This window comes from Erythrobacter sp. W302b (assembly GCF_046452395.1).
Classification (GTDB): domain Bacteria; phylum Pseudomonadota; class Alphaproteobacteria; order Sphingomonadales; family Sphingomonadaceae; genus Erythrobacter.
The window spans coordinates 2794129-2809275 of record NZ_JBKFDH010000001.1 but is presented as its reverse complement, the minus strand read 5'-3'; the positions used below and the strand labels follow the sequence as shown (position 1 = coordinate 2809275).

15 protein-coding genes are annotated in these 15147 nt (G+C 66.1%); 8 read left to right on the top strand and 7 right to left on the bottom strand.

Translation table 11 applies throughout. The features are described from left to right. Window positions 1-49: 49 nt before the first annotated feature. The 3 genes from ACLBKT_RS13285 to ACLBKT_RS13275 are packed head-to-tail and all read right to left on the bottom strand — an operon-like array spanning window position 50 to window position 1944. Entirely contained in the window at window positions 50-631 is a 582-nt protein-coding gene (locus ACLBKT_RS13285) for an LptA/OstA family protein (RefSeq protein ID WP_410183385.1), read from the bottom strand. Beyond that, on the bottom strand, window positions 631-1299 hold the full coding sequence (gene lptC / locus ACLBKT_RS13280; protein WP_410183384.1) for an LPS export ABC transporter periplasmic protein LptC: 669 nt from the start codon (window positions 1297-1299) through the stop codon (window positions 631-633). The genes ACLBKT_RS13285 and lptC overlap by 1 nt, the downstream gene beginning before the upstream one ends. A 24-nt stretch (window positions 1300-1323) precedes the next feature. Further along, window positions 1324-1944, bottom strand: a complete 621-nt coding sequence (locus ACLBKT_RS13275; RefSeq protein WP_410183383.1) for a ribonuclease D — start codon at window positions 1942-1944, stop codon at window positions 1324-1326. Window positions 1945-2047: 103 nt separating this feature from the next. On the opposite strand from ACLBKT_RS13275, the gene ung reads away from it, so the two are divergent. From ung to ACLBKT_RS13260, 3 genes are all read left to right on the top strand, one after another. Further along, the gene (ung, locus tag ACLBKT_RS13270) at window positions 2048-2731 is read left to right on the top strand and encodes a uracil-DNA glycosylase (protein WP_410183382.1); all 684 of its coding nucleotides are present in this window, start codon (window positions 2048-2050) and stop codon (window positions 2729-2731) included. Next, window positions 2731-3516: an enoyl-CoA hydratase gene (locus tag ACLBKT_RS13265; RefSeq protein WP_410183695.1), complete on the top strand. Its 786-nt coding sequence runs from the start codon at window positions 2731-2733 to the stop codon at window positions 3514-3516. Before ung ends, ACLBKT_RS13265 begins: the two co-directional genes overlap by 1 nt. A 139-nt stretch (window positions 3517-3655) precedes the next feature. Next, on the top strand, window positions 3656-3913 hold the full coding sequence (locus ACLBKT_RS13260) for a GIY-YIG nuclease family protein (RefSeq protein WP_410183381.1): 258 nt from the start codon (window positions 3656-3658) through the stop codon (window positions 3911-3913). A 265-nt stretch (window positions 3914-4178) separates the two neighbouring features. Here ACLBKT_RS13260 and ACLBKT_RS13255 read toward each other — a convergent pair whose 3' ends face one another. Next, a complete protein-coding gene (locus tag ACLBKT_RS13255) occupies window positions 4179-5417 on the bottom strand; it encodes a polyhydroxyalkanoate depolymerase (RefSeq protein WP_410183380.1) in 1239 nt (412 codons plus the stop codon). Window positions 5418-5663: 246 nt separating this feature from the next. Here ACLBKT_RS13255 and ACLBKT_RS13250 point away from each other — a divergent pair, with 246 nt between their 5' ends. The 4 genes from ACLBKT_RS13250 (at window position 5664) to ACLBKT_RS13235 (ending at window position 11087) form a co-directional block, all read left to right on the top strand. Then, window positions 5664-7460 carry an ABC transporter transmembrane domain-containing protein gene (locus ACLBKT_RS13250; protein WP_410183694.1) on the top strand — a complete coding sequence of 599 codons (1797 nt, stop codon included), beginning with the start codon at window positions 5664-5666 and terminating at the stop codon, window positions 7458-7460. A gap of 171 nt (window positions 7461-7631) precedes the next feature. After that, window positions 7632-9794: a M13 family metallopeptidase gene (locus tag ACLBKT_RS13245; protein ID WP_410183379.1), complete on the top strand. Its 2163-nt coding sequence runs from the start codon at window positions 7632-7634 to the stop codon at window positions 9792-9794. A 147-nt stretch (window positions 9795-9941) separates the two neighbouring features. After that, window positions 9942-10745, top strand: a complete 804-nt coding sequence (locus ACLBKT_RS13240) for an undecaprenyl-diphosphate phosphatase (RefSeq protein WP_410183378.1) — start codon at window positions 9942-9944, stop codon at window positions 10743-10745. Window positions 10746-10829: 84 nt separating this feature from the next. Then, a complete protein-coding gene (locus ACLBKT_RS13235) occupies window positions 10830-11087 on the top strand; it encodes a hypothetical protein (protein ID WP_410183377.1) in 258 nt (85 codons plus the stop codon). Between the two features lie 27 nt (window positions 11088-11114). Here the strand turns inward: ACLBKT_RS13235 and phhA are convergent, their stop codons facing one another. After that, window positions 11115-12053: a phenylalanine 4-monooxygenase gene (phhA, locus tag ACLBKT_RS13230; protein WP_410183376.1), complete on the bottom strand. Its 939-nt coding sequence runs from the start codon at window positions 12051-12053 to the stop codon at window positions 11115-11117. A 54-nt stretch (window positions 12054-12107) separates the two neighbouring features. Between phhA and ppk2 the strand changes: the two genes are divergently transcribed. Then, complete coding sequence (gene ppk2 / locus ACLBKT_RS13225) at window positions 12108-12881, top strand: polyphosphate kinase 2 (protein WP_410183375.1); 774 nt, start codon at window positions 12108-12110, stop codon at window positions 12879-12881. Between the two features lie 145 nt (window positions 12882-13026). Here the strand turns inward: ppk2 and ACLBKT_RS13220 are convergent, their stop codons facing one another. Together ACLBKT_RS13220 and ACLBKT_RS13215 are read right to left on the bottom strand one after the other, a co-directional pair. Continuing rightward, window positions 13027-13875, bottom strand: coding sequence for a MaoC family dehydratase N-terminal domain-containing protein (locus tag ACLBKT_RS13220; protein ID WP_410183374.1), 849 nt, complete (start codon window positions 13873-13875; stop codon window positions 13027-13029). Further along, on the bottom strand, window positions 13872-15101 hold the full coding sequence (locus ACLBKT_RS13215) for an acetyl-CoA C-acetyltransferase (RefSeq protein WP_410183373.1): 1230 nt from the start codon (window positions 15099-15101) through the stop codon (window positions 13872-13874). Before ACLBKT_RS13215 ends, ACLBKT_RS13220 begins: the two co-directional genes overlap by 4 nt. Window positions 15102-15147 lie beyond the last annotated feature (46 nt).

Sequence of the window (15147 nt, the reverse complement as noted above, 5' to 3'; positions counted from 1 at the left end):
CCCTCCCCCGCGTACCGCGATCAGGCAGCATCAGGGCAGAGCGGGCGGATCAGTTCTTTTGCGGGACCGTGAAGGTGCCGGTGACGCGGCCCTGACCGGCAGGCGCGCCGGGCGCTCCGATGCTGGAGCCCGAGGCGGTGCCATCAACCGTCGATAGCCCGCTTTCGAGGTCGATCACCAGACGTCCGCCATTCAGCGTATCGGTCCCGCGGCGCAGGCGCACATTGCCTGCCATGGTGATGACCCGGCGGTTGAAATCATAGACCGCATTGTCGCCGCTGGCGCGCTCGTTGCCGCGGGTGACGACCACCCCGCCGGTGGCGGTGATGCGCTGGATCTGGAGCTGTCCGCCCGTATCGGTGAAGTTCACCAGCATGCGATCGGATTCGACCCGCAGGCCCGCCTGCGTGATGATCACACCGCCGCTCCCGATACCCTGATTGGTCTTGTCGTTGAGCACGAACTTGCCCGCGTCATAGGTGACCGGCGCGTTGGAATCGTGGCGCGCAATGCCTTGCGCGTTGAGGCTCATCCCGCCCACCAGCGCGGCGGTCAGCGCGAAGCCGCCGATGCCCCAGATCAGAGCGAGCCGGGCAAACGGGGTGCGGGAAGCGGGGGCATTCTGATCCATCACGGCATCCTCAGCTGGCCGGGTATCATTGTCAGGCGGGCATTGCCTTCGAGCGTGATCGTGCGCGCGGACAGATCGGCACGCATCGTGTCGGCGGAAAAGGTCCCGGCCGGAACCTCACCCGAAACCCCGGCATCGCCCTGCATGGTGCGCGCCTTGAGATCGACCGAAACCCCGCGCGCGGTCATGACATAGCCATCCGACGCCGTCAGGCGGACCGGGCCGTCGACCGTCACGGTCTCGGCATTCAGGTCATAGATGCCGCCGTCCGCGCTCAGGCGCGCCGGCCCTTCGGTCAGCAGCAGTTGCGCCACCAGATCGCGCATCCGCACCAGGCCTTCGACACTGGAGCGCTGCACCGCCTCACCCGCCAGCAGCGAGAAGGGGCGGCCCTGATTGTCGCGCCCGCGATACATCGCATTGTCGACGCTCAGGCGCTCGTCAATCTGGGCGACCTTGTTGCGATCCAGCAGGAAGCTGACCTCGCCGCGCGGGCTCAGAGGCGTGATGATCATCAGCGCCGCGACCACGCCAACGCCCATCGGCAGGGCCCGCGCGAGGAACCGCACCAGCCGATCATGCGAGCCGCCCGGCGCAGCAAAAGTTTGCCGCCGGCTGCGAAGCGCGCGCGCTTCGGAGGTTTCGATGGTGGTTTCGGCGGGGGCCATGACGGGGGTGTGCCTCGGGCGTCCTTACATGTGGCTGAAGATGTCGTTGTCGGCCCAACCGGCGACGTCGAGCAGCGCCCGCGTCGGCAGGAAATCGAAGCATGCCTGCGCCATCGCGGTGCGCCCCTCGCGGTCCAGCCGCACAGTGAGCTCATCGCGCAGCCGGTGGAGATAGCGCACGTCCGACGCGGCGTAATCGCGCTGCGCATCGGACAGCACCGGCCCGCCCCAGTCGGAGCTTTGCTGCTGCTTGGAGATGCTCTCGCCCAGCAATTCCTCGACGAGGTTCTTGAGCCCGTGGCGATCGGTGTAAGTGCGCACCAGCTTGCTGGCGATCTTGGTGCAGAACACCGGCCCGGCCATCACGCCGAGATAGTGGTGGATCGCGGCGAGATCGAAGCGGCCGAAGTGGTAGATCTTCACCCGCGACGGATCGCCCAGCACCGCTTTCAGGTTTGGCGCGTCGTAGCGGCTCCCGGGGTTGAAGCGCACGAGATGCTCGTTCCCCGTGCCGTCCGAAATCTGCACCACGCACAGCCGGTCACGCGCGGTGATGAGGCCCATGGTCTCGGTGTCGACCGCAAGATCGGTGGTGCCGGTCAACACGCCGGCGGGGAGGTCTTCTTCATGAAAATGGACTGCCATGCCGCTCGCCCTACGCCGATTGGGGAAAGAGGGGAAGGGGCGAGTGGCGCGGAGAAAGAACCTGCCTTACCCCGTTCGCCTCGAGGCGAAGGGAGAATTGTTTTTGTCCGAAACCATCCCCGATACCTGGCGCCCAGCGCTCGAGCCGGTGCTGCGCACCCCCGAGGCGCGCAAGCTGGGCGGGTGGCTCAAGGCCGAGGAAGCCGCGGGCAAGCAGGTCTATCCCCCGCGCGGCACCCGGCTCGCGGCGCTGGCGCTGACCCCGCTGCCCGAGGTGCGCTGCGTGATTCTGGGGCAGGACCCCTATCACGGGCCGGGACAGGCGCATGGGCTGGCCTTTTCGGTGCAGGCGGGCGTGAAGGTGCCGCCCTCGCTGGTGAACATCTACAAGGAGCTGGAAGCCGACCTCGGCCTGCCCCGCGCGGCGACCGGCGATCTGACGCCGTGGGCGAAGCAAGGCGTGCTGCTACTCAACAATACGCTGACGGTCGAGGCGGGGCTCGCGGGCAGCCATGCGGGGCGCGGGTGGGATGCGATCACCGATGCCTGCGTGGCGGCGGTGGCGGAGCGGGCGGAGCCGACGGTCTTCATCCTGTGGGGCAGCCACGCGCGGAAAAAGGCGAGCCGCGTGCCCGCCCTCGCCCGCAATTCCCACCATCTGATAGTGGCCTCCGCCCACCCCAGCCCGCTATCGGCGCATAACGGCTTCTTCGGCTCGCGGCCCTTCAGCCAGACCAATGCGTTTCTTGAGGCGAACGGGCGGGGGGCCATCGACTGGAGACTATGATGTCCGACGATGTAATTCTGTGCGACGTGGCTGACGGCATTGCCACCGTCACTCTCAACCGTCCGCAGGCGATGAACGCGCTCAACCGTGCCCTGCGCGCGCGGCTGGCGGAGGTTATGCGCGCGGTCGATGCGGATGATGCGGTGCGCGCGGTGATCCTCACGGGTGCGGGGGAGCGGGCCTTCACCGCCGGTCTCGACCTCAAGGAACTGGGCAGCGAGGCCGGCGCGCTCGGCAGCGCCAATGCGACCGATCCGGCCGACAATCCGGTCAAGGCGATCGAGCTGTGCCGCAAGCCCGTGATCGGCGCGATCAACGGGGTGGCGATCACCGGCGGCTTTGAAGTCGCACTCGCCTGCGACGTGCTGATCGCCAGCACCAACGCCCGTTTCGCCGACACGCACGCGCGGGTCGGGATCGTGCCGGGCTGGGGGCTGTCGCAGAAATTGTCGCGTATGATCGGGATTTCGCGGGCCAAGGAACTCGCCTTCACCGGCAACTTCCTCGACGCCGCGACCGCACACAACTGGGGGCTGGTGAACCACGTGGTCGCGCCCGACGCGCTGCTGCCGCTGGCGCGCAAGCTGGCGGGCGACATGGCGGGCATCGATCCAGCCTTCCTCGGCCTCTACAAGCGCCTGATCGACGATGGCTATGCCGCCAGCTTCGGCGAAGGGCTGGCGCTGGAGGCGGAACGGTCCAGCGCCGCCAATTCCGCTGTCGCCCCCGAAGAGGTCGAAGCCCGCCGCGCCGCCGTGCAGGAACGCGGGAGGGGACAGGGGTAACGGCAGGTTTTGAGCATGCGGCTAGCTCGGCCGCAAATGGCGGGAAATGTGTGGAATCCTGCCACTCCCCTCACCGTCGCCCCGTGCTTGACACGGGGCTTGGCTTTTCTTTCTTCGGCCTTCGCGCGATACTCGGCGTATGGAGAAGGGTGGCTGGGTCTACATCATGGCGAACCGCTATCGCGGCGGCATGTATGTCGGTGTGACGGCGGATGCACTCGCCCGGGTCTATCGACACCGCGAAGGCACGGGTTCGCGCCACGTCGCGGATTTCGCGAAAACGCGGCTGGTCTATGTCGAGCGCCACGACACGATCGAAGGCGCCATCGTCCGCGAGAAGCTGCTAGCCAAGCCCCGTGTCAAGCACGCGGCGACGAAAATGAAAGGTCCGAACTGAGGTCGCTTCCCGAACGGCAGCTCTCGGCAAAACACCCTCGATTGCCGACATTTCCTACATCCCGGCGCACCGCTAGGATCGCGGTCGGCTCTTTGTCATCGTTGTGCGCGGCCTGCGAGGCCGTTGGAAACCCAAGGCATGACAATGCCCCGCGCTCTCCTGTCCGTCCGCTTGGCGAAAGCGGCAATAGATCGTTGTTTATAAAACAAAATTCTTGACGTCATGAAGCGGACACGGTGTCCGCTTTGTAACGCTTATTTCTGCGTCAGCCCGCGTGGGCGGCGATCCATTCTTCCACCACCGGCGCGACCTTGGTGCGCCAGCGGCTGCCGTTGAAGATGCCGTAATGCCCGGCGCCTTCGGCCATGTAATACCGCTTCTTGCTCTCGGGCAGATTCGGCGTCAGCTTGAGCGCCGCCTTGGTCTGGCCGAGGCCGGAGATATCATCGCGCTCGCCCTCGATCGCCAGCAGCGCGGTGTCGGTGATTTGGGTGATGTCGACCAGCTCGCCCTTGTGGCGGAACTCGCCCTTGGGGATCGAGTGCTTCTGGAACACCTCTTCCACGGTCTGAAGATAGAACTCCGCCGTCATGTCGCAGACCGAACGATATTCGTCATAGAAGGTCTTGGTCGCCTGCGCGCTTTCCTCGTCGCCCACGGTGAGGTGTTTGAACATCTCGTAGTGGCTCATCATGTGGCTCGAGAGGTTCATGCTCATGAACGCCGAGAGCTGCATGAAGCCCGGATAGACCCGCCGCCCCGCGCCCGGATATTTCATCGGCACGGTCGCGATCACCGACTGGCGGAACCATTCGATCGGGCGCTGCATCGCCATGTTGTTGACCACGGTGGGGCATTCGCGCGTGTCGATCGGCCCGCCCATCATGGTGAGGGTGGCGGGGGTTGCGGGCGACTTGTGGAGGTTCATCAGCGCGACCGCCGCGAAGGCGGGGACGCTCGGCTGGCACACGGCCATCATATGGATGCGCGAGCCATTCGCGTCGGCGTGCACGTGCTCGGCGAAGGCGATCAGGTAGTCGATATATTCATCGAGGTCGAAACTCCCCGCATCGGTCGGCACCATCTTGGCATCGGCCCAATCGGTGATGAACACGTCGGCGCTTTCCAGCATCCGCTCCACCGTGCCGCGCAGCAGCGTGGCGTAGTGGCCGCTCATCGGCGCGACGATCAGCAGGCGCGGCCGGTCTGCCGGAGTGCCTTCGACAGTGAAGTGGAGCAGATCGCCGAAGGGACGCTTCAGCGCGATGCGCTCGATCACGGGGTGCGACTGGCCGCCGATCTCGACCGCGGTGATGCCGAATTCCGGCTTGCCATAATGCGCGGTCGCATGGGCGAACACGTCAAGCGCGTTCGCCACGATCGGCCCCATGCCCATATAGCCGAAGGGATTGGTGGGATTGTTCAGCATCCCCGCGCTGATCGAAGCCAGCGCGCTGGCGCTGTTCAGCCAGCTGCGCTGGAGCTCATAAGCGTGATAAAGCATCGGTTTACCTCAGGCGACGAACGGTTTGGCGCCTTATCCCGTGGCACCTTGGCGATACAGATGCGCCTTCCCTGACCATTGTGCAATGCACAATTATGGGGAAAGCCCGTGCGGGTGCTTGTGGGCTTGCCGCTTTTTGCACGTGAAATTCATGCTCCGGCCCGCTAGAGCGCTGCGATCATGCAAGCTGACCTCCAGAAGCGCGAACCCTCTGACGTCCCGGCGGATGCTGAGGCGACGGCTGTCATGCCTGAAACGGTGGCGGTGGTTGGAGACGCGCCTGCGCCCAAAGCGCGCTCTCTCGGGCCGCTGCGCATGGTGTTCCGCACCACGCTGCAATACCCGCGCGAGATCGCCTTTGCCCTGCTGGCGCTGGTGATCACCTCGGCGGCGACGCTGGCGATTCCGTGGCGCTTCAAGGTCATTATCGACGAGGCGTTCACCGGCGCGGCCAATGCCGACGATATCGCCCACGCCTTCCAATACCTGCTGATGATCGTCGTGATCCTCGGACTGGGGACGGCCCTGCGGTTCTATTTCGTCAGCTGGCTGGGGGAGCGGGTGGTGGCCGATATCCGGCTGAAGGTGCAAGCCAATCTGCTGCGCCTGTCGCCCGGCTTCTATGAGGTCAACAGCCCCAAGGAAATCTCCAGCCGCATGACGAGCGATACGGCGGTGATCGAAAATGTGGTCGGCACCACGGTCTCGGTTGCGCTGCGCAATTCGCTCACCGCAATCGGCGGGATCGGGCTGCTGGTGTACCTCGCGCCGTCGCTGACCCTGGGCCTGTTGATCGGCATTCCGCTGGTGATCGCGCCGATTGTGTTTTTCGGCCGCAAGATCCGCGCGGTCTCGCGCTCCAGTCAGGACCGGATTGCGGACGTCGGCGCCTATGTCACCGAAGTCCTCTCGGCGATGAAGATCGTCCAGAGCTTCGGGCAGGAACGGCGGGAGAGCGAGCGGTTCGCCAGTGTGGTCGAAGGCACCTTCGAGACCGCGCGCCGCCGCATCCTGCTGCGCGCGGCGATGACGTCGGTGGTGATCCTGCTGGTGTTCGGCGGGGTGGTGCTGGTGATGTGGCGCGGCGCTCTGGCGGTGGCCGATGGGCTGATCAGCGGCGGCACCATTGCGGCCTTCGTGCTGACCGGCGGGCTTGTGGCCGGCGCGCTTGGTTCGCTCACCGAAGTCTATGGCGATCTGCTGCGCGGCGCGGGTGCGGCGAGCCGGCTGGCGGAACTGCTCGAATCCAAGCCCGACATCGCCGCCCCCGCCCGGCCCGAGCGCCTGCCGGTGCCTGCGCGCGGGAGCCTCTCCTTCCGCAATGTCACCTTCCGTTATCCCGCGCGGCCCGAAACCGCCGCGCTCAAGGACTTCACGCTCGAAATCGAGCCGGGAGAGACCATCGCCATCGTCGGGCCCTCGGGCGCGGGCAAGAGCACGATCTTCCAGCTGGTCGAGCGGTTCTACGATCCGCAGGCGGGCACGATCCGCCTGGACGGCGTGCCGCTCACCAGCGCCGATCCTGCCGAGATCCGTTCGCGCATTGCGCTTGTGCCGCAGGAAGGCGTGCTGTTCAGCGCCAACGCCCGCGACAATCTGCGCTATGGCAATTGGGACGCAACCGACGAGGACATCTGGCAGGCCGCTCGCGCCGCCAATGCCGAAACCTTCCTGCGCGCGCTGCCGCAAGGCCTCGACACCTATCTCGGCGAAGGCGGCACGCAGCTTTCGGGCGGCCAGCAACAGCGCGTCGCCATCGCCCGTGCACTGCTGCGGGATGCGCCGATCCTGTTGCTCGATGAAGCGACCAGCGCGCTCGATGCCGAAAGCGAGCAATTGGTGCAGCAGGCCTTGGACGGGCTGATGCAGGGACGCACCACGCTGGTGATCGCCCACCGCCTCGCGACCGTGCGCGCGGCGGACCGGATCGTGGTGCTGGATGAAGGCCGGATCGTCGAACAGGGTCCGCATGAGGTGTTGAGCAAGGCGGGCGGGCTCTACGCGCGTCTCGCGCGGCTGCAATTCGCCGCCGACGCGGCGTGATCCCACACCAGCCTCTCCCCATCCGTGCCGGACGGGGAGGGACAAGGTTCGCCCCACCCTATTCGACGAATGACGACATGCGCCGGACAAAGCGCAACTCTTTCCCTCGTCTGACGTTAATGTGACGTCAGGCCGACACTCTGTCGCCATTCTCAGGGACTCGAGATTGACATGATCCACAAGACCGCCGCCCTCATCGGCGCGAGCCTGCTTGCCCTCGCCGCCGCCCCCGCGCTGGCCGATGACCATGCGCATGATGACGCCACCGAAACGCTCCAGAGCGCCGATACAGGTTCCGCCCTGCCGACGATGAGCTTTGGCAGCTGGGGTGTTGATCCGGCGCTGCTCGCCGATGACATCAAGCCGGGCGATGACTTCAACGCCTATGTCAACAAGCGCTGGATCGACGCCACGCCGCTCCCCGCCGATTTCAGCCGTATCGGCGCTTTCGTGCTGCTGGGCGAAAAGAGCACCTATGACGTCAAGGCGCTGATGGACGAGCTGATGGCCAAGGACGCCGCCAGCCTTTCGGGTGACGAGCGCCGCATCCTCGATACCTATCGCACGTTCCTCGACACGAGCGCGATCGAAGCCGCGGGACTTGCCCCGGCCCAGCCCTATCTCGCGCGGATCAAGGGCGCCAAGACGCTCGACGATCTCGCCATGCTGTGGGCCGAGCCCGGCTTTGCCAGCCCGGTCGGCGGCGGGGTCGGTGTCGATGCCAAGCAGCCTGACCGCCACATCGCCACTGTCGGCTTCGGCGGGCTGGGGATGCCGGACCGCGACTATTATCTCGACACATCCGAGAAAGGCGTCGCGATCCAGGCCAAGTACAAGGAATACCTGACCTTCCTGCTGGGTGAGGCCGGTTACGCCAACCCGGCGGCGATGGCCGAGACGGTCTATGCCTTCGAAGACACCATCGCCCGCAAGGTTGCCTGGGACCGCGCCGTGCGCCGCAACCGCGACCTCACCTATAACCTGCTGACCGCCGACGAACTCAGCGCAATCGGTGGCAAGGTGCCCGTCACCGCAATGCTCGCCGCCATCGGGATCGACAAGAGCCCCGGCTTCGTCGTCAGCCTGATGCCGCCCACGCCGGAGGAAATCGCCAAGTTCAAGCTCGACGAAGCAACGCAGGCCAAGATCGGCACCGGCCTTCCGGGCATGTTCGCGCTGCTTGGCGAAACCCCGGTCGAAACCTTGCAGGCGTGGATGATCAAGGAGTTCCTGTCGGCCAATGCCGCCGTGCTGCCAGCGCGCTTTGATGCGGCGAACTTCGAATTCTTCGGCAAGACCCTGCGCGGCACGCCGCAGCAGCGCCCCCGCTGGAAGCGCGCCATTGGTGAGGCGGAAGGCCTGCTGGGCGAGCTGATCGGCAAGGAATATGTCGCGCGCTACTTCCCGGCCGAAAACAAGGTCGCGATGGATGAACTGGTGGCCAACCTGCGGCTCGCGCTGCGCGAATCCATCGGTGAGATCACCTGGATGGGCGCGGAGACCAAGACGCAGGCGCTCGCCAAGCTCGACAGCTTCGATCCCAAGATCGGCTATCGCCCGAACCTCGAAACCTATGACGGCCTCGCCATCACCGCGGGCGATCCGATTGCCAACCGCATGGCCGCGGCCAGGTGGGGGCAGGCGGACAATGTCGCCAAGCTCGGCCAGCCGATCGACCGCACCGAATGGGGCATGCTGCCGCAGACGGTGAATGCCTATTACAACTCGGTGAAGAACGAGATCGTCTTCCCGGCCGGCATCCTCCAGCAGCCGTTCTTCGCACTCTCCAACGACATCGCGGTCAATTACGGCGCGATTGGCGGGGTGATCGGGCATGAAATGGGCCACGGCTTCGACGATCAGGGCTCCAAGTCCGATGCGACCGGGATGCTGCGCAACTGGTGGACCGACGAGGATCGCGCCGCCTTCGACAAGCTGGGTGACCGGCTGGTGGCGCAGTACAACAGCTTCTGCCCGCTCGATGAGGGCAAGACCTGCGTGAACGGCCGCCTGACGCTGGGCGAGAATATCGGCGATGTCGGCGGGCTCTCGATGGCCTACCGCGCCTACAAGATCGCGACCAAGGGCATGGATGTGCCGGTGATCGACGGGCTGACCGGCGACCAGCGCTTCTTCCTCGCCTGGGCGCAGGTGTGGCGTTCGACCCAGCGCGAGGCGAATTACCGCAACCGGCTCGTCACCGACAGCCACAGCCCCGAGGAATACCGGGTCAATGGTGTCGTGCGCAATCTCGACGAATGGTACGAGGCCTTCGGTGTGAAGCCCGGTGACGCGATGTATCTGCCCCCGGAAGAGCGCGTGCGCATCTGGTAATTCGCATCCTCCGTCCCGGGTTTGACCCGGGACCTCGCTTCTTTCGTTGTCTGATCGAAAGAAAGCGGGGCCCCGGGTCAAGCCCGGGGCGGGGAAATCGAGGTTTGGGTTTGACACCCCGCGCCGCCTCGTCGATGCGGTGCCCCCATGACCGATACCTTAGCCGCGATCCTGCTCGGCATCCTCGAAGGGTTGACCGAGTTTCTGCCCGTGTCATCGACCGGCCACCTGATCCTCGCCACCGAGGTCCTTGGTTTCAACCAGGATGAGTGGGAGGTGTTCAACATCGCGATCCAGCCGGCCGCGATCCTCGCCATCGTGGTGCTGTACTGGCGGACCTTCTGGGATGTCGCCAAGGGGCTGTTCGGGTTCGAGAAAGGCGCGCTGGCCTTCGTGCGCAACTTGCTGGTGGCCTTTTTCCCGGCGGTGCTGCTCGGCCTCGTCTTCGGGGATGTGATTCAGGGCTGGCTGGGCAATCCGGTGTTGGTGTGCTGGTCGCTGGTGCTGGGCGGCGTCGCCATTCTGGCGGTGGAGCGCTGGGCCAACCCGCCCGCCGAAGGCCCGGGCGTTGCCGGCGTGCCCTTGCGCACGTCAGTGCTGATCGGCCTGGTCCAATGTCTTGCGATGATCCCCGGGGTCAGCCGCTCGGGCGCGACCATTCTGGGCGCAATGGCCTTCGGGGTGGACCGCAAGACCGCCGCCGAATTCAGCTTCTTCCTCGCGGTGCCGACGCTGACGGGGGCGACTGTGTATCAGCTCGCCAAGCATGGGTCGAACCTCACCGCGGACGATGCGCAGCTGATCGGGATCGGTTCGATCGCCGGGTTTGTGACCGCGCTGGTGGTGGTCAAGATCTTCGTGGCCGTGGTGACGAAGATCGGATTTGCCCCCTTTGCCTGGTATCGCATCGTGCTGGGCCTCGCCGGTCTGGCCTGGCTGACCTGGCGTTAGAGCACTTTCCCGGAACCGCTTGCCGCTCCACTGGTTAGGGAGTCGAACCGCCGCGCGGCGGCGAAGACGGAGACTGAAGACAAAATGGCGTTGCTGGTGCTGATCGTGTTGGGGGCAAGTCTGGGCTGGCTGGCCTCGATCCTCGCGCGGACCGAGGCGCCGGGCAGCATCCTGCGGCAGGTCGCACTCGGCATGGCGGTATCGGTGGTCGCGGGCGAAATCGCCAATGACGGCACGATGATCGGCAGTCTCTCGTTCCTCAGCCTCGGCATCGCGCTGGCCGCGACCGGGGTTGCGCTGGTGCTGTATCACGCTGTCGCCCGGCGCGGCGCGAAAGCGTAATTCCTTTCGACCTCGGGCCCCGGTCCCCTAGACCGGCACCGCCCCGCTGCCACGACCGCCGCGCAGGTGATATTCCTGCGTCCCCCGGTGCAGCACATTGTCGACATCGATCACCGCGCTGTTCGCATAGGTGAACCCGGCCGGCAGGCTGCGATAGAGCCGGTCGAAATCGCGCTCCACCGTCTGCCGATACAAGTCCGCAAAGCTTTCGATCACGAAGTAGGTCGGCTGCAGGTCGCTGATCACGTAATCGGTACGCATCACCCGGTCGACATTGAGCATGATGCGGTTGGGGCTTTGCGCTTCCACCGCAAAGCGCGCTTCGGTCGGGCCGGAGAGGATGCCTGCGCCGTATGCCCGGACGGAGCCCGCCTCCTCGATCAGCCCGAATTCGACCGTGTACCAGTAGAGCGCCCCCAGAGCCTTCAGCCGGTTGTAGCGCATCGCCTTCCACCCGGCGCGGCCATATTCCTGCATGTAGTCGGCATAGGTGGGATCGGTGAGCATCGGGACATGGCCGAACACGTCGTGGAAGACGTCCGGCTCCTGGATGTAATCGAAGGTTGCGCGCGTGCGGATGAAGTTGCCCGCCGGAAAGCGGCGGTTGGCGAGGTGCCAGAAGAACACGTGATCGGGGATCAGCATCGGCACCGGCACGACGCTCCACCCAGTGAGCGCGCCCAGTTCCTCGGACAGCGCGCCGAATTCGGGTATGCCCCCGCGTCCGAGATCCAGCTTTTCGAGGCCCGCCATGAAGGCCGAGCAGGCGCGGCCCGGCAGCACCTCCATCTGGCGCGCGAACAGATCGTCCCAGACGGCGTGATCCTCGGCGGTGTAGGCGGTCTGCGCAGGCTCCAGCCAGTCCGCGCCCACGTGGGCGGGCTTTACGAGCGGCGCGGTGAAGACATCCGCCGCCATGTCTGGCAGGATGGCGAAATCGGGCTGGGGGTCTGCGAGCGTGGCCATATCGTTGCAGATGATACTACCTTTGCGAAGGCAGCACAAACAGGAGGGACAGCCATGGCGATGAAGCGCAAGGATTACGAGGCGGCGCTCGAACCGCTCAGCCTGGAACTGGTGAGCATGGCGCGCTGGGTCAAGGCTACGGCTGCGCGGGTCGTGGTGCTGTTCGAAGGGCGCGACACGGCGGGCAAGGGCGGTGCGATCAGCGCAGTGCGCCAGGAACTGAACCCGCGCCAGTGCCGCACGGTGGCGCTGAGCAAGCCGACCGAGGCGGAGATGGGTCAGTGGTATTTCCAGCGCTATGTCGCCCACCTCCCCACCGCCGGCGAAATCGTGCTGTTCGACCGCTCATGGTACAACCGCGCGGGCGTCGAGAAGGTCATGGGTTACGCGGATACGGCGCAGGTCGAGGCCTTCCTGAAGGCGGTGCCGCTGTTCGAAAAGCTGCTGGTCGATGACGGCATCCTGCTGTTCAAATACTGGCTCGCCGCCGATCAGGACAAGCAGGAAGAACGCCTGCGTGAGCGGCTGGAGGATCCGCTGAAACGCTGGAAGCTCTCCCCCATCGACCTCGCCGCGCGTGCAAAATACGACGATTACACCAAGGCGCGCGAGGCGATGCTGAAGGCGACCCATGCGGATCACGCGCCGTGGACACTGGTCGATTTCAACGATCAGCGGCGCGGGCGGCTGACACTGGTGCGCGATCTGCTCAGCCGCATTCCCGACACCCACGCTGAGCCGGATGCGATCGACTTCCCCGATCTGGGGCGCGAGCCGGCGAAGGAAAAGTTCAAAGTGCTGAAGCCGATTCCTGATTGGGAGGGGTGAGCGGATAGCCCCCTCCTCTTCAGAGGAGGGGGTTGGGGGTGGTGGCGCGGCGCGTCAGCCTCGCGCTCTGCCGCATTCACCACCCCGCTGCGACTAGGCCGCGAGCGGCCAAGTCTCGCGGCCCTCCTCTGAAGAGGAGGGCGGGTTAGACCCCCGCGCTCGCCTGCGTCACCTGCCGGCCGTCGCCCGCAAACGCCGCCAGCTCATACCCCGCTTCGCCCTTTCGCATCACCAGATGCAGCGACTCGCCCGCGATGGCGGGGGAGAGACCGCGGAAGGCGAAACTGCGCAGCCGGTTCTCGCCGAGTTCGCGCGCGGCGAGTTGCAGCAGCAGGCTTGCGGTCAGCGGGCCGTGCACCACAAGGCCGCGATAGCGCTCAACCCCTTCGGCATAGGGCGCGTCGTAGTGGATGCGGTGGGTGTTGAAGGTCAGCGCCGAGTAGCGGAACAGCAGCCGCGCGTCGGGGGTGAGAGTGCGGTGCGCATCCCAGCCTGTGGGGTCGAATCGTCCGTCACCTAGCGGCGGCGGGCTGAGCGGCGCATCGGGCGCGGCGGCCTCGCGATAGACCAGCGTCTGGGTCTCGATCACCGCGATGCTGCCGTTGGCTTTGGTGACATGCTCGACATCGACAAAAGCGAGGCGGCCCGATCCGCCCTCTTTCTCGCTGACCGAGGCGACCTTGCTGACGCGCTCGATCACGGCCCCGATGGCGATGGGGGCATGGAAGGCGATCTTTGAGGAGGCCCACATCCGGCGCGGCATCGGGAAGGGCGGGAGGAAGCTGTCCGGGCTGTCATCCCGCGCCGGGTGCCCATCCTCGCCGAGCGTGGCGCTGGGGGCCTGCGGGGTGCACAGCGCGAAATGGATGCCCTGCGGCATGATCGGCGGAAGGGGTTTCGCGAGATTGAAGGTGGCGAGCCAGCGTGTCGCCAGCCCCTCGTCGAGCCGGTCCGTCGCGCGCGTCTCGCGCCCGATCCACGCCTCGAAGGTCATTCGGCGCGCTCGAACACCGCCGCGATGCCCTGACCGCCGCCGATGCACATCGTTTCGAGCCCGTAGCGCACCCCGCGCCGATGCATTTCGTACGCCATGTCGGCAAGGATGCGTCCCCCGGTCGCCCCAATGGGGTGGCCGAGGCTGATGCCCGATCCGTTGACGTTGAGGATGTCGCGGCGGCTGTCGTCCGCCGACCAGCCCCAGCCCTTGAGCACGGCGAGCACCTGTGGCGCGAAGGCCTCGTTGAGTTCGACCAGCCCGATATCGTCCCACGAATAGCCGCGCCGTTCGAACAGGCGCTCCACGGCAGGCACCGGGCCGATGCCCATGCGCGAGGGGTCGCACCCCGCCGCCGCCCAGCCGCCGAACCACAGCATCGGGGTAAGGCCCAGTTCCTCGAGCTTGTCCTCCGCGACCACGAGACAGGCGGCCGCCGCATCGTTCTGCTGGCTGGCATTGCCCGCGGTGACGATGGCTTCGGGGTCGCGGCGCAGGTCGATCGGGGCGAGCTTGCCCAAGGTCTCCATCGAGGCATCGGTGCGGTAGCCCTCATCATGGTCGAACACCACCGGGTCACCTTTGCGGCTCGGAATGGTGACGGGGACGAGCTGCTCGGCAAACTTGCCCTCGGCCCAGGCCTTGGCCGCGTTCTGGTGCGAGCGGACCGCGAAGGCATCGGCCTCCTCGCGCGAAATGCCGTAGTCCTTGGCGAGGTTCTCGGCGGTCTCGATCATGCCGGTGATGACCCCGAACCGCTCGACCGGCTGGCTCATCACCCGGCCGCGGCTGAGGCGGTCATGCAGCACCATGTCGCCCATCCGCACACCCCCGCGCGCGGCAAGGGTGTAGTGCTCGACATTCGACATGGACTCAACGCCGCCCGCGACCACGACATCGGCCATCCCGGTCTCGACCATCATCGCCGCCGTCGCCACCGCCTGCACGCCGGAACCGCAGCGCCGGTCAAGCTGGAAGCCGGGGACTTCGATGGGCAGCCCCGCCGCGAGCCAGCTCCAGTGGCCGATCGCGGGCGCCTCGCCATTGCCGTAGCCTTGCGAGAAGACCACGTCATCCACCCGCGCCGGATCGATGCCGGATCGCTCCATCAGCGCCTTGAGGATCACCGCGCCCAACTGGCCCGCGTTCATGCTGGAAAGCCCGCCGAGGAACTTGCCCACGGGGGTGCGCAGGGGCGAAACGATGGCGGCGCGACGAGAGGACATAGGTTTAACTCCGTTCGGGCTGAGCCTGTCGAAGCCCTGCCCTTCT